This is a genomic window from Phyllobacterium bourgognense, from assembly GCF_003337575.1.
In the GTDB taxonomy this organism is placed as follows: domain Bacteria; phylum Pseudomonadota; class Alphaproteobacteria; order Rhizobiales; family Rhizobiaceae; genus Phyllobacterium; species Phyllobacterium bourgognense.
Window position 1 is genome coordinate 121,819 of record NZ_QPJM01000009.1, and the last position, 17,534, is coordinate 139,352.

Genomic DNA, 17,534 nt, shown 5'->3' on the forward strand with positions numbered 1-17,534 from the left:
ATGGCGAGCGTTCCGTTATGCCAGCATTTGCAAAAATGGTATTAGTCAACCATGCCACGGGCCGCCCAAACTTCGGGGAAAGGAATTTCTTCCATCGTTGGTAACAGCCACCCGATAGCATCTTCTCCGTGATATGCTGGGCGTCCTCCGAACGTCCGTCGCGTCGCCATCAAATGAAGGTACTTCCAATTGGTGAACTCCACCGCAATATCGGCCAGAAGTTCTGCCATTGCTCTCCAATGATCAGCAGGATCGTTCTTGATATAGATTTGATGCCAGACCGCGGCAACGTTGGAATCTGCTACATAGGGTTCCGCATAGTCGCGTGCGATTTGAGACTGCGGCACGGCTGCTCCACTTCGGGCAAGAGCAGCTAGAACATCGTCATAGATGCTAGGCTCTTCAAGTGCGGCAGATAATTGTGCCATCCGTTTTGGCTGGCTTGCGAAATAATCTAGCTGATGTCGCTGTTTGATCCCCATCAGGAAAACCATGTGACGGAACGACCAACCCTGGAGTGCGCTGTCCTTGCCATGGGTAGATTGAAGCCCGCGGAGAATGGGCATCAGCTCGGACGGAGTTAACCAAGATAGTGAACGCCAATTCGCATTCAATGCCACCATATGATTTACAATCCGGTGAAAAACACGGTTTGTCTCTGCAATATTATCTTCGCGGAGTTTTCGCTGAGCGGTTTGCAGTTCTTTGGTAATAAGAGCCCAATAAAGTTCGCTCACCTGCACATTCACAATGAACGCAGGTTCTGCAGGACTATCGCTGACCAGGTTTTGAAGTGAGTGAAGAGCTTCTGTCTGGATATAGGCGGAGTACGGAGTCTCCCCCGGCGGACATGTTCCCAGTTTTCGTTCATGGTCTGACATAGACGCTCACTCCTCCAAATGTTTAAGAAAACTTCCGAGCGAGGTTTCCAGATCCGCATTGCAATAGAACCTTTTGACCCCAGAATTTTCCCTTGGTGAATGCTTTGCATGTTCCGTTGCTAAAGCAGTCACACTCAAGCCAGTTGTTACTCGGAATCATAGAATGGGTGCTAAGCCTCCAACAGCCGTGAGTTTCAAAACACAGCGTCCAAAGAACTAGACGATACTTTTTGAAAACTTCGTCTGAACAAATTTCAGTTGGGGAGGCCACGCTAGTGCCAAGAGCAACGATAGCGTTGTCGAAACCACTTTAGGATCAATTAGACGGAATGCAGACAAGCAAAATTAGTTAGCCAAGACACCAATCTCGGAATTAGTATCCGTTTCTGTTCTAGGCGAGGGGGGTATAGGCCGTCGTCTTTGGAACTTCAACCGCAAGAAAATCAACGAGTGAACGAACTGCAGGAAGCAACCCTGTTCGATAGGGAATCAATGCAGACATTCGCGCATCGGCGGCAATCCAACCGGGAAGTATCTGGCGAAGCTTGCCCGCTTTTAACTCGTCACGGCAGATGTAGCCAGGAAGCGCTGCTATTCCAAGATTGGCACAGGCGGCTTCCTTTAACGATACCATGTTGTTACTTATAAAACGGGGTTCTAAAGGGATCGAACTTTCCATTCCTTCGCGATTCTGCAGAGTCCATATGGACGGGCCGCTTCTCACAATGGCAATTGTAGAGTGTTGAGAAAGTTCGTTTGGGGTGTGGGGAACGCCGTTTACCTCAAGGTATTGCGGACTTGCGAATAGATACCAAGGTACAGTCGTAATAGTTCTTTGTACCAACGTGGAGTTTTGTAAGGGAGCCACGTGCCCACGTAATGCAAGGTCGAAGCCTTCTGCAACGATATCCACTAATCTGTCGGTAGAGATTTCGACAATCCGTACGCGAGGATATTTGTTTAAGAATACTGGTATGAGATCGCGCAGGGCAAACTGGGCAATCTCCACGGCAGTTGTCATTCGGATGGTTCCGCTGGGCTCCGATAATCGTTCACGGACCGCATCTTCGGCAACATCCGCGCTGTGCAGAAGCTGCCTGGCGTACTGATAGAACTCTGTCCCAACGTCCGTCATGCCGAATTGACGAGAGGTTCTGTTTATCAATCGTACGCCTAATACTGTTTCGAGTTCGCGAACCCGGTGGCTTAGTGTGGACTTAGGGATTCGCAAACTGCGACCGGCAGATGTGAAGCCGCCACTATCGACAACTTGGACAAAATAGAAGACGTCTTTAAGATCCAGCATTGAAACAAGCTATACGACGAAGTAGAGCCGCGTCAAAGCTGGACGTCGGCTTGCAATGGGCTGTGGCCGCACTTTATGCATCAGATACGCCCCACATTTTATAGCATCCTGCACATCGCTAGTATTGCCTGCACGTATCTAGATGTTTACAGGCTTACGAACGACGTAAACTCTTCTACCTCAAGTTTCATGTTCGTCATATTATTTTCAGCAAGACTATTGTCTGCGAACCCGAGAGACATGCCGGCTACAACCATGTCCTTGTCTGCGAATCCAAGCTCAGCTCTCAGAAGTGGATTTTGAAGCGACCAGATCTGCTGTGCGCAAGTGTCTATGCCTCTCGCTTTCGCTGCGAGCATAATGTTCTGGAGAAAACAGCCGTAACATATGAAGCTAGCCCACTCCAGTTGACGATCCATCGTGAATATAATGCCAATGGGCGCTTCAAAGAAGCGGAATTGACGTTCCACATCCCGCATCCGGCCATACTTGTCACTTCGAGGAACACCCACAGCATCACCTAATTGCCCTCGAAATGTGTTAAACCGCCCAAGAAATGGATCGGGAAGTGGTTGAGGAAAAAACGGATATTCTGGAGCTAGTTTTTCGGGTCCAGCACGAAAGACCTCTACCGCCTTGGCGGTAATCCGGTTTTTGCCGTCGCCGCTCAACACGTAGCACTGCCAAGGTTGCGTATTACTCGAACTGGGAGCAAACCGGGCGACATTCAGAATGTCCTTAACAACCTCTAGAGGCACCGGCTTGTCAAGAAAACCTCTTTTTGCTCGTCGATCAATCATCACCTGGTCGATATCGAATACGTTCGGCGTATGTCTTACTTCTGTCTCCAAAGCGGTGTGCATGATGAATTCCCCTTTTTTAGTTTGATTTTATCAAGCCAGGGAAGTCTATGGGAGAACTGCAAATTGGGAAGACATCCACCTTGTACACATAGTTGCGTAAATCCGAACGATGACCGCGTATGGGTATTACTTCGAGTTAGTCTTCGACAAATTACAAGCCATCACGTCTGTATTAGTTCAATCCACCCTTCCTGTTGCTTGACGCGAGCCAGCCAGAGCAAAATCGCGGGAAACCGTGTCATGTCGTAACCGCCCTGCGAGGCGAGTGCCACATACGCAAATACGCCCAAATCCGCTATGGTATAGCGATCGTCGACGAGCCAATGACGTCCTCCGAGTCCACGCTCAAGCTTCTCCAGCCCGTTATAGCCATCCGTATGAAATCGCTCTATTTGCTGAGACATACGATCGGCCAGCCCTCGCAAATGATATACCCGCGGCAGCGCGATAGCCCGCTGAAGATCGGCTTGTTCGAAAAACATCCAACTCGTGACTTCAGCCCTTAGATATTGATCATCGGGAAAAAAGGGGGTGCCGGCAGCCAAGTATTGCAAAATCGCGCCTGATTCAACAATTGTCCGGCCATCCGCCAATTCCAATACGGGCACTCGTGCGAACCGACTAATTTTCTGGAACTCGGCGCTGTTGGTATCACCCTTTTCGAGGTCGAGTGTGATACGCTCGTACGGCAACTGAAGTTGGTTTAATAGTATGCGGACTTTCCAGGAATTCCCAGAAAGGCGGCTATCGTAAAGTCGCAACATCTATCGAGGCCCCGAGATCGAGTGAGCATGGATAGAGGTTAGCTTCGCAATGGGCGTTTGGCTATAGCAGGCGGCGTTCAGGAACGCCCAAAGCAGACACGGTGACTTTGGCTTTGGCAACCACTGACCATCGTCAACCCGCGATATAAGATCGTATGTACTCTGCTTCGCATTCAATGGCACGAACGTGGTGCTTCACGGCATCTCCGATCGAAATTATTCCAACTAGATGTCCGTCGTTTTCAACCGGGAGATGACGTGCCCGCAGTGTATTCATCATTTCCATCAAGGTATTAATGCCGGTGGTCGGTTTGCAGCGGTGCACGTTAGTCCACATAAACGATTCAATAGGCTGAGCTAGTGCGACCATCCCGTGTTCAGCTATACTGGCTACGATGTCCCTTTCAGTAAAAATCCCCTGAATTCTCCGGTCGCTGTCGACAATCACCAACGCTCCGATATGATGTTCGTGCAGGACCTTGCAAGCGTCGCTCACCAACATATGCGGTCCAGACGTGACTACATGGGATCCCTTTTCTTCCAGAATAGAACTTACTGACACGCTGTGGTCCTCCTTCGCGGATACGCCAGTATTCTTCGGCTCAATTTTCCAATCTGACTTTCGTTCGCTCGTTAAGGTACCGGCGGAATTTCGATCAAAACTTCGACTGGTTGAGTTTCAGACGGGTCCCTGGACAGTATAGCCTCGATATTTCGCGCCAGCGCGATGAGCGCATCGTCTTCATCTCTGCGTCCTACAATTTGCAATCCGATGGGTAATCCCGAGCCGAGGACGGGCATCGGGATCGAAATTGCCGGAAAGCCAGCAATATTAAAGGGTGATGTGTAGGTCATCATCGCTTCGCGAACGGTTCCCGACCAATCGCCGATCCTAATCATATCGATGCCACGCTTAGGAGCGACGCAAGGTGTAGTGGGCGTCATCAAAAATCTGAAACGCTTCATAAGCTGATGGAGATCTGTAATGAAATCCCAGCGTGCTTGAAGATTTTGCGCATATTCGCCAACGGTGGATGTTTTGGCCAGTTGGAGGCGCGTCATCGTTTCATGGTTATACGAACTAGCCATCAGCTCTAATCTGTTCCGGGAAAAATGGGTAATGCCCCCCTCCATGAGCACTATGCCAGCAAACACCCGAAATTTGTCAGCAAACAACGGGCATGACCCAATGCGTTCAATTTCAAGATCGCCGGAAAGCAATTCGATTGAATGATCAAATGCCACCGCGACGCATTCCTCAACCGGGACATTCGCGATCGTGTCAATCACGCCAATCTGACCGCGCAAAGTCGGCTCATAGCCAGAACTCAGACCAAGGGCTTCTGCTAGAAGCGTCACGTCTCCAACGGTCTTACCGAGGATGCCTGGATGGTCCAGTGTGGGCGCAAGGGGAAAAATCCCGTTCGTGGAGAGGCGGGAATACGTTGGTTTGAACCCAACTACGCCACATAACGACGCCGGAATCCGAGCCGAGCCGCCCGTATCTGTACCCAGACCACCAGCAATGGCTCCAAATCCAATCGCCGCTGCGGTTCCTCCACTCGAACCCCCGGGGATGCAATTCGGATCGTGCGGATTGAGCGTATCACCGAATCTGGGACTAGAGGTCGTTACTCCCCACGCAAATTCGTGGGTTGTCGTTTTCCCGATTATGATCGCGCCTTTATCCTTCAACACCCGGACAATGTCGGCGTCGTGAGATGGCCGATGACCTATGTAAGCTGCCGATCCATAACGGGTTTCGATGTTTTCGGTATCAATTATGTCCTTGACCGCTATGGGCAACCCTTCGAGCAATCGAGCCGTACCGTTGCTATAGCGTCTATCGCTTGCAGCAGCGGCCTCCAAAGCAGTTTCGGTGGCGATTACCGAGTATGCATTGAGAGCGACACGGCTACGTTCGGCTTCATCCAGTGCAAGTCGAGTTAGCGCTACGGCCGTTGTCCGGCCGGTGTCGAGTTCCTCCCGCATTTCATGGAGGGTTTTGGCACCTCGTCTGAAGTCTGGGGCTAGTCTGTGTGAATGTTTCGTCACCACATGCCCTCTAGTAGCGTATTCAGCTTCTCGGAAGGGTCGATGCCTAAGTCCGAAACTTCGTTCGCGTAGTTGGACGTCAGCAAGGATGCGACTTCTGAAAGTTTTGACCGCTCAAGACCAAAATCACGGAGCCGACTTTGAAGTTTGAGAGTTTGGACGAGAAGCGATATTTGGTTGGCTAGCGCAGATGCCGGATCGATTGCACCCGGAGTAAAAACTCGAAGCTTATCTCCGTAAAAATCAGAGCAAGCCCTTACTACGGGTGCTAGAGTGATGCACGAGGTGGCACTGTGAGGAAGGCCAAATGTCCCGCCAAGAATGTGCCCAATTCTGTGACTCAACCCATAGATGACAGAGGCAGGATAAAAATAGCATTGCCAAGCTGCGAGTTGTAGTTGAATTAGATCGTCGGCTGTGACCAAGCCCCGCTCAAGCGCAACGTTTGTCTCGTGTTGGTCGGGCCATGTCATAAGAACGGAAAAAAATCGCTTCACTCCGCTCGCGGCCATTATCGCATGCGGATGGTCCTTATCGATCTTTCGCATACCTTCTACTGCATGATCGATGCTTTTGATCGCAGAAGATAAAAGTAGCAATCGTGGGGTGCCCTGAATAAGGACGGGATCCATGACGACTAGCCGGGGGACCGTTTCCCGGACCGCGTAACTTCGTTTGAACTTCTGAGGACCGTTTGTCTCGGTGATTCCGAAGTAGTGCGAAAACTCCGAGCCGGAAAGTGTCGTGGGCAAAGCAACAATTGGCAGATATCGGCCGGTCTTTCGCTGGTGGAAGTGTGATACCGCCTTCGCGGCATCCAGAACAGACCCTCCACCAAGCGCGATTATGGAGTCAGCATCATTCGCGAAGCACGAATCGAGTGCCTGCTGTACGGCAAAGTCTGGAACGTGTGGTGGCAGGTCGCTGAAGAGACCTGCACCATTTTCAACATTTGGTTCGATATGGGTGCGGTACAGCGCCTCCAGCGGCTCAACAGTGAAGGTTATGGGCCGTTTCATGCCGTAGTCATGCAGTTTAGCGATGGATTTCGCCAGAATGTCGGTGCCCCAAACCACATAGTCTTGGGGCAGGCATTTCAACTCATTCATAAGACTGATCCCACATGAACAATTAAAAACCGACTAGAATTATTGTGACTGCAATGGCTAGAACTAACCTTACTCAAGCACTGGAACGGGCGCGGGCCGGAATGCCAAGTGGCGTTCAATTGACGTTCTGTTTTGTTCGTTCTTTTCCGAAAGACAGAGCTTTTCTCCAAGCGCCGCAACATCTTCGTCTACAGTGAAGTCGCTGGGTGTCGAGAGCGCACAAATATGGCCATCAGGATCTCGGAAATGAAATAATTGCGAATAAATCGAGTCCTGAATCGAAGAGACATCAATTCCGAGTCGTTTTAGCCGGGCGTGCTCACTTTTCAGTGCTGCATCATTCTCCACTTGCAGGCTGAAATGGTGCGATAGACCAGTACCCAAGCGTCCGGAGGTGTACCCTGGAAGCCCGAAGAAAGTTAGAACCGAGCCTGGCGAGATATTGTCGTCGCAAGCATAGTAGTAGTGGGTTCCACCCTTCTCATCGAGATAGTCCGTCTTCTTGATCAGATGCAAACCTACCGTGTCGACAAAGAACTTCTCGGTCCGCTCTGCATCACTTGAAATGGAAGTGATGTGATGGAAACCACGCAATGCGAAATCTGGAGTCACGGTGGGTACCGGGTTTGGCCAAGTTTCGGCCGCGACTAATATTTCATCTCTTCCACCGATAAGATTCTCTTTTGGCTGCGGTCGGTAGCCCGAGCCCAGCACGGTTTCATCATGACCGAAGCCTGGCTCGGAAGTGGCAATTTCGATGATCGCCCCATCCGGATCGCGGAGATAAATGGCGTGAAAGTAATGACGGTTATATGGACCTGTAACATGAACGCCGAGATCAGTAAGGCGGCGCTTCCATTTTAAAAGCCCGTTGCGATCCGGGACATGAAGAGCCAGGTGATGATTTGTTCCTGCACCCCACCGTCCCTTTGGATCACCTACACGCGGTGAGGCTACACCGCGAGCAGTCTGATCTGCTTCTACAAATCCCTTCTCCGGAATCATATAAAAAATGGGGTTCCACTCGACATAGGTTATGGATTCACCGCGAATGCCCTCGTTGGGAAACCTGCGGAAGCCAAATGTGGTGACGGGGAGACGCTCGTCGAGGTGATGAACGGTGCGCTTGACCACGGGCAATCCCAACGCTTCTGTATAAAAGCGCTCAGTGCGCGTGAGGTTCGCGGTTATGAAAGTCTGGCTGTTGACGCCGCTGACGACCATCTGATTCATGTTTCACCTTCATGTTTCATTAAAAGAGCTGCCCATGTCACGCTGTGTAGTCATAGGGACGGTAGTCCGATTATGCGGGTCGCAGAAGCTGCCATGGGGCAAACGGAGCGTCCAAAAATTTGGACGCACTTGGATTTGAAATTTAGGCTAACGCTCCCAAACGCTGCAGGCGATAAAACTTCCAATAAGAGTGCGGAGTGGAGTGCGTTCCAAAGACCTGTTGAGCCGTATGCCCCACCTTGCAAGGGATTAGTCCGCTCGCGCGACTGCGCAAAAGCGGACTGTTTTTGTTATACTGCTGCGCCAATAAATTGCGCATCTCGCAAACCTCGTGCCACGGACGTGACCCGCCGGCCTTGGAAGTTGGCTACAGCAAGATGAGCCTCGTCAGGTCGCAACGAGTCTTGAGCGGATACGTGGGTTGCACCGTACGGCGTTCCTGCCCCGAACATAGACGGATCAGCGTAACCAAGTGGGACGATAATAAGCCCGAGGTGAGCCAATGTCGTATAGATAGACAAAAGTGTCGACTCGTTGCCGCCATGCTTCGAAGAAGTGGAGCCGAAAACAGAACCCACTTTGCCGTTAAGTTTTCCCTGAAACCAAATTCCCCCCAAACTGTCGATGTATGCCTTGAGCTCCGAGGAGATGGAGCCGAACCTTGTGGGTGTGCCAAATACAATGGCATCGGCCCAGTCTGCATCGTCTTCGGTTGGAGCTTCATAGAGAGCATTCATTTTGTCTGCGCTTTCTTGCCAGCCTAATACTTGCGCCATGACTTCGGACGTCACGAATTCTCTAGCGCGCCGCAGGCGAACTTCAGCACCCAGTTGGCGCGCGCCGTCCGCAACTGCGTTGGCCAGAGTTTCTGTCGAGCCGTTTCTTGAGTAGAATGCGATAAGAATCTTGGGTTTGGTCATTTTGACGCCTCACATGAAATTTCAGCCCTGCGTGTACGGAAATTGCTACAGGGCCGGATGCGAGCGAGTTTGGCCGAAGTGATAATCGATCAACAGCTAGCAATTGCTGGAATGAATGTCCGAGAATTTGGACGATGCCCTCTCGCTCCCGATACCGGAATACAGCGAAGCTCGATATGGTTAAGCCAACACAGAAACTAATTGCTGGTGGCCGCACATTGGGCCGTCGGGATGGCCAGGCCTTTTGAATAAAAAAATATGCGGCCAGTTATATAGCTCGATTTGAGCGAGTTCACCCGTTGAGGGCTCGAGAGTTGCTTCAACACGGTTCAATTCCCTTTCAAGAAGGGCGTGCATAATTTTGCAGCTATGAATAGTACCCTCCAGAGTCCTCTAAGCTTGAATATTAGCGGCGCGAGCTCTCCATGACGGAGCGGCCGCGCAAATCCCTTTGTACGGCGCGTTATGTCGAAGCTTTTGCGAGGACGAAGTTCTGCTTTATCTCCCAGAATTCTGTATTGAACCCGTATTCGGCCGCGCGAGATTCATCGTGCGTGCGTTTAAATTCAGCGAGCAAACTCTCTTTCACGCCGAATACTGCATCCGAGGAGATGTAGGGATCATCGCGATCAAAGATGTGCGTGATAAGTGTTTCGAAACCGTCCGCCTTTATCAGATAATGAAGATGAGCCGGTCGATAGGGATGGCGACCTAAAACTCCCAATAGCTGACCGACGGGGCCATCATTCGGTATTGGATAGAACTTTGGTCGTACAGCTCGAAACCAGTATCGACCGTCTTCTCCCGTTCTGAAAACACCCCTTAGATTGAAATCGGGTTGCAGGCCTTTCTGCTGTACATCATAAAAACCCTCGTCATTGGCCTGCCAGACGTCGATCGTCGCATTATTTATCGGTGCGCCCTTTGTATCCGTGATGCGTCCATGCACGAATGTCTCTTCACCCTTGGCGTCGAGGCAAATGTTCTCGCCCATCGATCGTTCTGGAGCACCCTCTACGTGAAAGGGACCAAGCACTGTGCTTTCTGAGGCACCGTTAGGTTTGCGATGATTAATTGAATCAACCAGCATTGAAACACCCAGAACATCAGAAAGAAGAATGAATTCCTGACGCGACTGATCACACATTTGTCCCGTTCGAGTGAGGAAAAGGATAGCTTGCATCCATTCCTCATGCGACGGTTCTATCTCTTTAACAGCCTCGTGCAGTTTCCGGGTCACAACTTCCAGAATGGTTTTAAGACGTTCACTTTTGGCGTCATGATTCCTTCCCGTAACCAATTCGATGGAGTTATCTTCCGAAAAGTAGTGTTTTTGATCGGCTGTCATTTCTCTCTCCCTGGATTAGTCTCTCAGCTTCCGTTTTGCGTTCGTAAATTGCCTGTCCACGCGTTTTGGAGCAGCGAGCGAATTGACTCGATTTCGATTGTACGAGGGTTCCAATATTGATTTTGGCTTGCCACCTGGGCCGCCTGCTCCAGATCGTCGAGGCTCATGGATCCGGCAATCTCGGCAAGGCTTGTTTTTGCTCCCAGTCTATCTGCCAGGTCGAACAGCGCAGCGGCGGGATCTGTCGTTCGCAACGCGTCCTTAAGGCGCTCAATAGCATCGGGAACGGCCGGAGCGTTGTATGCCAATACATGAGGAAGGATTACAGCGTGGGTGTCCGCGTGTGGCAGGTCGAAAAGGCCACCCAGCACATGACATAGTTTATGATGCAGCGCCATTCCCACAGAGCCGAGGCAAATACCCGATAGCCAAGCTCCATAAAGAGCGTCTGCTCGAGCGTCTTTGTCTAGGGGGTTGTCTATCACGCGCGGTAGCGCAAGTGCCAATGTCTTAACGGCATCTGTCGCTATTAAACTAATGACAGGATTTCTGTCCTTGGCATACATCGCCTCGACGGCGTGGGCCATGGCATTCATCCCGCTGGTTCCAGAAACAGATGCGGGAAGAGTCATGGTGAGATCTACGTCATAGATGACCACTTCGGGCAGTATTCTGGTGCTGCTTTTCGTATGTTTCTGTCCCTCGTGAGTCTCTCCAAGGATCGGGGTCATCTCTGACCCTGCATACGTCGTGGGTATAATGATTTGCGGCAGATCGGTCCGGTAAGCCAAAGCTTTTGAAAGACCCGTGGTCGACCCGCCACCGATGGCAACGAAGCCATCGATGTTTCGGTCACGTACTACTGCCAATGCGTCGTCAGTTCTCGAGACCGGGGTGTGCATTGTAGCATGCGGGTACAGCCCTGCGGACAGTTTTCCGAGCCGATCACAAATTCCACGAGCGTCCGCTTCCTGTGCCGGTGCGGATAGAACGAGTACACGTGAGAGACCGAGGCGGTCTACCTCCGACGGCAAATCAGCGATCGTTCCCGAGCCAAAGATTACTCGCGCGGGCAGACCGTTGTAAACGAATGAAAGCATCGGCGTTCCTAATTTTGGGCGAGCAAGCGGCGTGTTTTTGCTCACGCCGCCGGTCCGCGACGACGTGAGCAATGGAGTTAATGTTTCGCGATGTTGCCAATGTACCCTTCGTGGACATCCTGGTCTCGCGCGTATTGCGGTTGGAAGCGTACGTTCGCATAGTGCGAAAGTTTTTCCGCCTCTTGAGCCCGCTTCCCAAGATCCGCCGTGTCGCCGAAGCCCAGCACATCACGTGCCAATTGAGTCAATGGTCCATCGACGTGGTACTCGGTGCGCTGCAACGTCAACAGATTGATGAGATAGAGTGGCGTTCCATTGAATTTTTCGAACATTTCATGGCGAGTTCCCCATTCCGTTAGGAACCGTTCGCTGATCTGCCGGAAAATCTTGATGCGATCGACGGCGCTAATTTCAGAACCACGTAGTGCCTCGGCCAACTTTGGTCCGATGTATGGATCATCCATTTCACGCTTGGTTGGCTGTAGAACAACGCCACGGCCACAAAACTCGATCAGCATGTTGACCATCCGATGCTGATTTTCAAGGTAATGAGCACGGCCGAAATCGATGTAAATATTGTTCGGTTTGAACAAGCCTCCCGGCGTGGCAAACCCTGTTTCTTCGGCAGCCAACATGAAAGCGGTACATGTTTCCCGAAACCGGATCATTTCGGCGAGCTGTGATTGTACGACCGGATTTGAACTTGTGCCCAGTGATTGGGTCAGCAGGAGAGCAAGTCCAACCATTAGTTCAGCATGCACGCAGTGCCTGATTTGTGTTTCAAGATGCACCCAGTCAAATTGACGTTGAGGATACCACTTGGCGTGATCAGGATTGCCAATGTGTTGAACCTGAGACCAGGGTATCAACACGTCATCAAAGTAGACCATGGCGTCGAGTTCATCGCCGATCGTAGCCAACGGTCGATCATAGGGATCGGCATCAGGTTCCGCTCGCGATTCTCGAGCGACAACGGTAACACCCGGTGTCGCGACAGGAACCAGCGCATAGATTGTTTGCTCCGGTGTCTGCCCCGGCCGCCAAAGGTTGCCAACAAGAATGTGGTTCACGAAAGGCACGGAAGTTCCGATAGCTTTCCAACCGCGTACCAAAATTCCGTCATCGCGTTCCTCGACAATACTAAGCATTGGAGTTTCCCCCAAAGCATCAGTCCGTCCGCGATCGTATTGAACATCGACAAACATCGGCGAAATTGCCAAGTCTTTCGTGGTCACTTCATCCCATTGCCGCTGAATATTGCCTGTAAGATCGCGCTCGGCTCCTTTAAAACGAGAGTTCTCTGCCCAAGGTGCTTGATCGTCCACCTGGGTGTACATAACCACGTTCATACCGGCTGGCGGGCGAGTAAAAATACCTCCTTGGAAATGCCTAAAGATGAAATCGGCGTACTTTCGGCGGCGGATGGTGTCTTCCTTTGATCTCGGCAAAAACCAGTGCATGGACTGGCGGTTGCCTTTCTCGTCGATGAACGTTGTTATGTCTTGGTGTTCAGGGTCGAGGTGAAGATCGTAGTACTCTGCAATTGCTTGCGCATAGCCCCGCGTTTTGGGGTGACTGGTAATGTCCTCGATTATCTCACCACCAACATATACTTTGCGGCCATCCCGCAACGAATCCAAATACTCTTTACCTGTTCTCATGACCTGCCTCCACAGTTGGAATGTTCAATTGTTTTTGGAACGTTGCAGCGTCCCAATAGTCATCGCTGCGAAAGATCAGACCGTCCAATAGGTACAAGACTTGAATTCCACGCAGCGATATTTTTTGTCCTTGAGGACGATAAGGACCCATTTGAGTTTGGAGTGTCGCGCTCAGCACATACGGAATCGCGATTGTGCCATTGTCATCCGCAATGCTTGGTGCCGGTTGCCAACGGGCATCTGGAAACCAGCCAAAAAACGTCGCAAGACCGTCAGCAATTGCCCGTCTGCCATGTTTAGCACGGCCATGTGCTACATCCTCATGCGTTGCATTTTCCGAATATAGTTTGGCCACACCATCACAATCGTGATTGTTGTAGGCAGAATAAAGCAACTCGTCGACCGAAGCTGAACTCATGCCAGGGCTCCTTCGCTCAATACTTGATCAACGGAAACGCCGTGCATGTATTGGCCATCGCCATACAGCAAAGGCAACTTCGCTGCCGGGGCTAGTATTGAATCCACGGAAGCGATGAGAACTAAGTGGCTCTTTACGAGGAATTCGCAGTTGACCTTGCAATCGAAGGTCACCAATGAGTCACGCAGCACCGGCATCTTAATACGATCAGGCAGCTCATCTTTTGGAATTTCAAAATCCTCGATGAATTTGTCGGAGCCGGCTCGCGAGCAATGTTGCGATATGTTTACCTGTTCCTGGCTCAGCACGTTGACCGCAAAACGCGCGTCCGCGGTGATATTTGCAGCTGTAATGGTGTTTCGGTTAACGCATACGATTAGCGTGGGAGGGTCCATACATGCGGGTGCAAAAGCACTGACCGTCATTCCCCAAGGCCGATTCTCGTGCCTTGTCGTTATGACCGTTACCCCACCTATGAATCGCCGCATAGCGGTTCGGAACGTTATCGATTCGGATCCACTGTCCAAATCCCAATGTGGAACCGCCGGAGTATTTTCAGTCCCGAGCATAGGTAAGATTGTGGGTGATTTGATGAACATAAATCCTCCTTTCTGAAAAGAATAAGATTCTCTTCAGCTTCACGTTGTTTAATTCCCGATTATTATTGTTCTTGACAAGAACTTGACGTTCCTGCGGTATTATGTCCAATCGATAATTGCGAACTCTGCTATCTGTCACATCGATACATGGACGCGCTCAATGAACCTTCGGAACATAGACCTCAACCTCCTCGTCGTTCTGGATGCTCTTTTGGAAGAGCAGAACGTTAGTCGAGCCGGACAGAGGATCGGTCTTAGTCAATCGGCGACAAGTGCAGCACTTGCCCGTCTAAGAGATATTTTTCACGATCCCTTGTTGGTTCGGGTAGGGCGGCAACTCGCATTAACCGAGAATGCGGAGAAGTTGATCGAGCCATTGCGTGATGCACTCACTCGCGTCGAACAAACTTTCATGCTGCAGACGGGATTCGATCCGTCTACCGACTCTCGGACATTCACAATCAGTGCATCTGACTACGCTGTGCTGGTTTTGCTGGAGCCATTCTTCACAAAACTGGCGACCGATGCCCCAAACATCACGTTTCATCTTTTACCTCGATCAAGACACGCCGAGAGCATGTTGCAGAAAGATCAGGTCGACATCGTTATTGAACCCAGTGAGTTGTTGATGAACAGTGATTACCCGTCGACAGAGCTCATGGCAGATAGGTGGCTATGTGCAATCGATGAGAACAATCCCCATGTTGCATCTATAGAGGTCATGACAATTGCTGAGTTTGGTTCGCTTCCGCATGTTGCGTACGGTATCGGACCTGACCGGCAGTTTAATCTTGCGGATCAACATCTGGCGAAATTAGGCATACACCGCCAGATTGCGGTGACTGTCGAAAGTTTTCTCCTGGTGCCATTCCTGTTGCAAGGTACGACTATGACCAGTCTCGTGCTTGAGCGCACGATCCGTCGCCTATCGAAGGCAGCGCGTATTCGCGGCGTGTTACCGCCGGTTGCCCTTCCGCAAATCCATGAGACGATGTATTGGCATTCTCGGCACACAGGTGATCCAGCTCACAGCTGGTTGAGGCAACGAATTCAGGCCGTTGCAGCCCAACTCGATAGCGCTCCTGACTATTGATTGCGGGAATGTAAGTCGCAATCTTTCAGTGGCTCGAAGCTGAGCGTTCTGACTGTTAATTTCCACCCGGCTCAGTTCCGTGTGGAAATCACCAGTGAAACGTTCCATCTTGATGTCTGTTTTCGTCTAATTTGCCGCGATGGGAGTACAATGGTCGCACAACTTGCACGGTCAGTTGAAGGGTTTACCGGAACAAGGTCGCCCCGCGCGCTATAGTCTTGGCCACTGTATCTGGATGCCAAACCATGACGCGTCGCGCAGATCAAGATAAGAAACAAGCTCGGCCACATCGCTCGCGTAGCGATCCATATCATGTCGGTTGCTAACTTGGCTGGAACGTCTGTGAACAATTCGGCTGCCAAATTGAAAAGACCGCCCCCGGCGGGAGGTGCGGTCTTGGCGGATCTGGTAGATCCGCAGCATCGGAGCGGGGGGCCGGTGCTCGTTAGCGTCTGGTGCGCTAACCACCTCTGCTTGAGGAAGCGAGGTAACAAGCCAAGCTAGCAGATGTCGTAGGAGGAGGTAGCTATATTTTGGTTTGTAAGGTTCCTGCCGAAACGTTGCAGATGTCGGGCAAGCAGGTTCTCCGCATCCGATCGATCGTCAGCGGTTTGAATCCGCCGTGCATTGGTGCCACTTCATCTGATAGCCATACTGGTGCTTTTTGCCGTAGCACCACCCCATCGAATACAGGTTGTCTGATAGGGTTTCCCGGCGCGCACATGCCTTGTCGGTCTGAGGATCGTTACCCGCGCCACCACGACATTTCGAATTCTCGTCAAACCATGTCGAGATCAAGGATGCGGTCTTCGTATCTGGGCGCTCGTGCTTTATCACCGAGCTGCTCTCAGATGTAATCACCTCCAGAGAAGTATCCCAATCGATGGACATGGAGGCGACCCCACTGGGAGTCTTCTTACGTGCGGGGCTACCTGCCTGCCAATCTACAAGCGCCTCGACATGACAACTGGTTACCGCACAGGCCACAGTCACGCTGTCCGGCTGGACGACATAATTACGGTTAGGCCACCGTTCCATGAACTTGCGCTTTTCAGCGAGCACCGCTTCCTTGCTCAGGTATTTTCCGTAGTATGAAACGCTGCCGGAATACGCGCCCTGCATGAACTTCCAGGCTGTGGCATTATCGCCGGAGAGTGCCTCATGATAACTGATGACGAAATTCCTAACCCTTGTCTCCATTGAGGCTGTCGAGGGTGCTACCGCCATGCTTTGCCCAGGAGCAGAGGCGGCGGGAGGAACTTCAGTTTTGGCCTTGAAGCAAAACACTTGTTTTACGGAGGGCGAGATTTTTTCGGCCAGATCAGAGGTGGGTAAGCCGGGGAGGGCAGTCTCAACATTCTGGTAGCTTATTCCTCTTGCTTGAAGGAAGACCTCAAGAACGCTCGCTCGTATGGCAAAATTCACATTCTGGGCAAGGATTCCGGTTTCCACGGTAAACTTCGTTCCCAAGGTGGCCGTGTTAATGCCAAGGAGGCTTCCCGCCTTGTCGACAAGCGGACCACCGGAATTACCCGGTTGAATGGGCGTCGATATCTGCAGGTATCGGCTGTCGTTGCCCAAACCAATCATCGAATTGATATTCCCGGTCGTGATTTTCACGCTGTCCGATAGGATCTCGGTGAGCGGATAACCAAGGGCGGCCACGTCTTCGCCTAAGCGAGGTGGTGCACGGCGTATTGCTATCGGAGCGATATTAAAACCCGGACCGGAAACGCGAACAACGGCTAGATCGTTCTGACTGTCGACAAAGCGTTCGTTAATATCGCCCGAACCGGAAATATTGACTCGGTCACAATCCTCTATGACGTGAGCATTGGTGACGAGCCACCCGCCATCGTTGATGACAAAACCCGTCCCGGAACTGGTGGCCCGCTCTGCAGACACTGCTGGCAACGCGGGGCAGACCATTAACGCAGCCAAAAAAATAGCCAAAGATCTGGTGCTGCTCATTGCCTGTCCCCAGCAGAAATTATGTCAAGCGCGATGGATTTCAGAATACTAGTGAGAAAACCTAAGCATACGCTTAATCGTCGACGTCATTCGGGATAATGTTACTGGATAGTTTGGTACTGCGAAATGACTCACCCAATCAGCATTCTTCCGCGGAGATACTACTGGATGAATTCGGTTTCCGGTCGGCAAGCTCGAGAGCGCGTCTCGATG

16 protein-coding genes and 1 pseudogene are annotated in these 17,534 nt (G+C 51.3%); 1 reads left to right on the forward strand and 16 read right to left on the reverse strand.

Translation table 11 applies throughout. The features are described 5' to 3' along the window. Window positions 1-41 precede the first annotated feature (41 nt). From C7476_RS16405 to C7476_RS16470, 14 genes are all read right to left on the reverse strand, one after another. Window positions 42-881, reverse strand: coding sequence for a tryptophan 2,3-dioxygenase (locus C7476_RS16405; protein ID WP_114430974.1), 840 nt, complete (start codon window positions 879-881; stop codon window positions 42-44). Window positions 882-1,272: 391 nt separating this feature from the next. Next, window positions 1,273-2,187 (reverse strand): LysR substrate-binding domain-containing protein, encoded by a 915-nt coding sequence (locus C7476_RS16410; protein ID WP_114430975.1) that lies wholly within the window; start codon window positions 2,185-2,187, stop codon window positions 1,273-1,275. A gap of 146 nt (window positions 2,188-2,333) precedes the next feature. Then, the gene (locus C7476_RS16415) at window positions 2,334-3,050 is read right to left on the reverse strand and encodes a nitroreductase (RefSeq protein ID WP_114430976.1); all 717 of its coding nucleotides are present in this window, start codon (window positions 3,048-3,050) and stop codon (window positions 2,334-2,336) included. Window positions 3,051-3,211: 161 nt separating this feature from the next. After that, window positions 3,212-3,814: a glutathione S-transferase family protein gene (locus C7476_RS16420; protein WP_114430977.1), complete on the reverse strand. Its 603-nt coding sequence runs from the start codon at window positions 3,812-3,814 to the stop codon at window positions 3,212-3,214. A gap of 133 nt (window positions 3,815-3,947) precedes the next feature. After that, a complete protein-coding gene (locus C7476_RS16425) occupies window positions 3,948-4,376 on the reverse strand; it encodes a CBS domain-containing protein (protein WP_114430978.1) in 429 nt (142 codons plus the stop codon). A gap of 71 nt (window positions 4,377-4,447) precedes the next feature. Then, the gene (locus C7476_RS16430; protein ID WP_114430979.1) at window positions 4,448-5,806 is read right to left on the reverse strand and encodes an amidase; all 1,359 of its coding nucleotides are present in this window, start codon (window positions 5,804-5,806) and stop codon (window positions 4,448-4,450) included. Between the two features lie 59 nt (window positions 5,807-5,865). Then, on the reverse strand, window positions 5,866-6,978 hold the full coding sequence (locus C7476_RS16435) for an iron-containing alcohol dehydrogenase (protein ID WP_114430980.1): 1,113 nt from the start codon (window positions 6,976-6,978) through the stop codon (window positions 5,866-5,868). 69 nt (window positions 6,979-7,047) lie between these two features. Beyond that, window positions 7,048-8,211: a VOC family protein gene (locus C7476_RS16440; RefSeq protein WP_114430981.1), complete on the reverse strand. Its 1,164-nt coding sequence runs from the start codon at window positions 8,209-8,211 to the stop codon at window positions 7,048-7,050. 290 nt (window positions 8,212-8,501) lie between these two features. Continuing rightward, entirely contained in the window at window positions 8,502-9,131 is a 630-nt protein-coding gene (gene wrbA, locus C7476_RS16445; protein ID WP_114430982.1) for an NAD(P)H:quinone oxidoreductase, read from the reverse strand. A gap of 463 nt (window positions 9,132-9,594) precedes the next feature. Continuing rightward, window positions 9,595-10,479: an intradiol ring-cleavage dioxygenase gene (locus C7476_RS16450; protein ID WP_114430983.1), complete on the reverse strand. Its 885-nt coding sequence runs from the start codon at window positions 10,477-10,479 to the stop codon at window positions 9,595-9,597. Between the two features lie 23 nt (window positions 10,480-10,502). After that, entirely contained in the window at window positions 10,503-11,579 is a 1,077-nt protein-coding gene (locus tag C7476_RS16455; RefSeq protein ID WP_114430984.1) for a maleylacetate reductase, read from the reverse strand. Between the two features lie 77 nt (window positions 11,580-11,656). Then, window positions 11,657-13,240 carry a 4-hydroxyphenylacetate 3-hydroxylase N-terminal domain-containing protein gene (locus C7476_RS16460; protein ID WP_114430985.1) on the reverse strand — a complete coding sequence of 528 codons (1,584 nt, stop codon included), beginning with the start codon at window positions 13,238-13,240 and terminating at the stop codon, window positions 11,657-11,659. After that, window positions 13,227-13,658, reverse strand: coding sequence for a nuclear transport factor 2 family protein (locus C7476_RS16465; protein WP_114430986.1), 432 nt, complete (start codon window positions 13,656-13,658; stop codon window positions 13,227-13,229). Before C7476_RS16465 ends, C7476_RS16460 begins: the two co-directional genes overlap by 14 nt. Then, window positions 13,655-14,257, reverse strand: a complete 603-nt coding sequence (locus C7476_RS16470; protein WP_114430987.1) for a flavin reductase family protein — start codon at window positions 14,255-14,257, stop codon at window positions 13,655-13,657. The genes C7476_RS16465 and C7476_RS16470 overlap by 4 nt, the downstream gene beginning before the upstream one ends. Window positions 14,258-14,417: 160 nt before the next feature. Between C7476_RS16470 and C7476_RS16475 the strand changes: the two genes are divergently transcribed. Continuing rightward, the gene (locus C7476_RS16475) at window positions 14,418-15,350 is read left to right on the forward strand and encodes a LysR family transcriptional regulator (RefSeq protein ID WP_114430988.1); all 933 of its coding nucleotides are present in this window, start codon (window positions 14,418-14,420) and stop codon (window positions 15,348-15,350) included. A gap of 237 nt (window positions 15,351-15,587) precedes the next feature. Here C7476_RS16475 and C7476_RS28730 read toward each other — a convergent pair. Then, window positions 15,588-15,695, reverse strand: a pseudogene (locus C7476_RS28730) (alpha/beta fold hydrolase); the annotation flags it as partial. Between the two features lie 258 nt (window positions 15,696-15,953). After that, the gene (locus C7476_RS16485; protein WP_114430989.1) at window positions 15,954-17,321 is read right to left on the reverse strand and encodes a S1C family serine protease; all 1,368 of its coding nucleotides are present in this window, start codon (window positions 17,319-17,321) and stop codon (window positions 15,954-15,956) included. Between the last annotated feature and the right edge of the window lie 213 nt (window positions 17,322-17,534).

Coding starts and splice junctions, on each gene's coding strand:
- C7476_RS16405 (WP_114430974.1), bottom strand. CDS start 881: ATGTCAGACCATGAACGAAAACTGGGAACATGTCCGCCGGGGGAGACT.
- C7476_RS16410 (WP_114430975.1), bottom strand. CDS start 2,187: ATGCTGGATCTTAAAGACGTCTTCTATTTTGTCCAAGTTGTCGATAGT.
- C7476_RS16415 (WP_114430976.1), bottom strand. CDS start 3,050: ATGCACACCGCTTTGGAGACAGAAGTAAGACATACGCCGAACGTATTC.
- C7476_RS16420 (WP_114430977.1), bottom strand. CDS start 3,814: ATGTTGCGACTTTACGATAGCCGCCTTTCTGGGAATTCCTGGAAAGTC.
- C7476_RS16430 (WP_114430979.1), bottom strand. CDS start 5,806: ATGCGGGAGGAACTCGACACCGGCCGGACAACGGCCGTAGCGCTAACT.
- C7476_RS16435 (WP_114430980.1), bottom strand. CDS start 6,978: ATGAATGAGTTGAAATGCCTGCCCCAAGACTATGTGGTTTGGGGCACC.
- C7476_RS16440 (WP_114430981.1), bottom strand. CDS start 8,211: ATGAATCAGATGGTCGTCAGCGGCGTCAACAGCCAGACTTTCATAACC.
- wrbA (WP_114430982.1), bottom strand. CDS start 9,131: ATGACCAAACCCAAGATTCTTATCGCATTCTACTCAAGAAACGGCTCG.
- C7476_RS16450 (WP_114430983.1), bottom strand. CDS start 10,479: ATGACAGCCGATCAAAAACACTACTTTTCGGAAGATAACTCCATCGAA.
- C7476_RS16455 (WP_114430984.1), bottom strand. CDS start 11,579: ATGCTTTCATTCGTTTACAACGGTCTGCCCGCGCGAGTAATCTTTGGC.
- C7476_RS16460 (WP_114430985.1), bottom strand. CDS start 13,240: ATGAGAACAGGTAAAGAGTATTTGGATTCGTTGCGGGATGGCCGCAAA.
- C7476_RS16465 (WP_114430986.1), bottom strand. CDS start 13,658: ATGAGTTCAGCTTCGGTCGACGAGTTGCTTTATTCTGCCTACAACAAT.
- C7476_RS16470 (WP_114430987.1), bottom strand. CDS start 14,257: ATGTTCATCAAATCACCCACAATCTTACCTATGCTCGGGACTGAAAAT.
- C7476_RS16475 (WP_114430988.1), top strand. CDS start 14,418: ATGAACCTTCGGAACATAGACCTCAACCTCCTCGTCGTTCTGGATGCT.
- C7476_RS16485 (WP_114430989.1), bottom strand. CDS start 17,321: ATGAGCAGCACCAGATCTTTGGCTATTTTTTTGGCTGCGTTAATGGTC.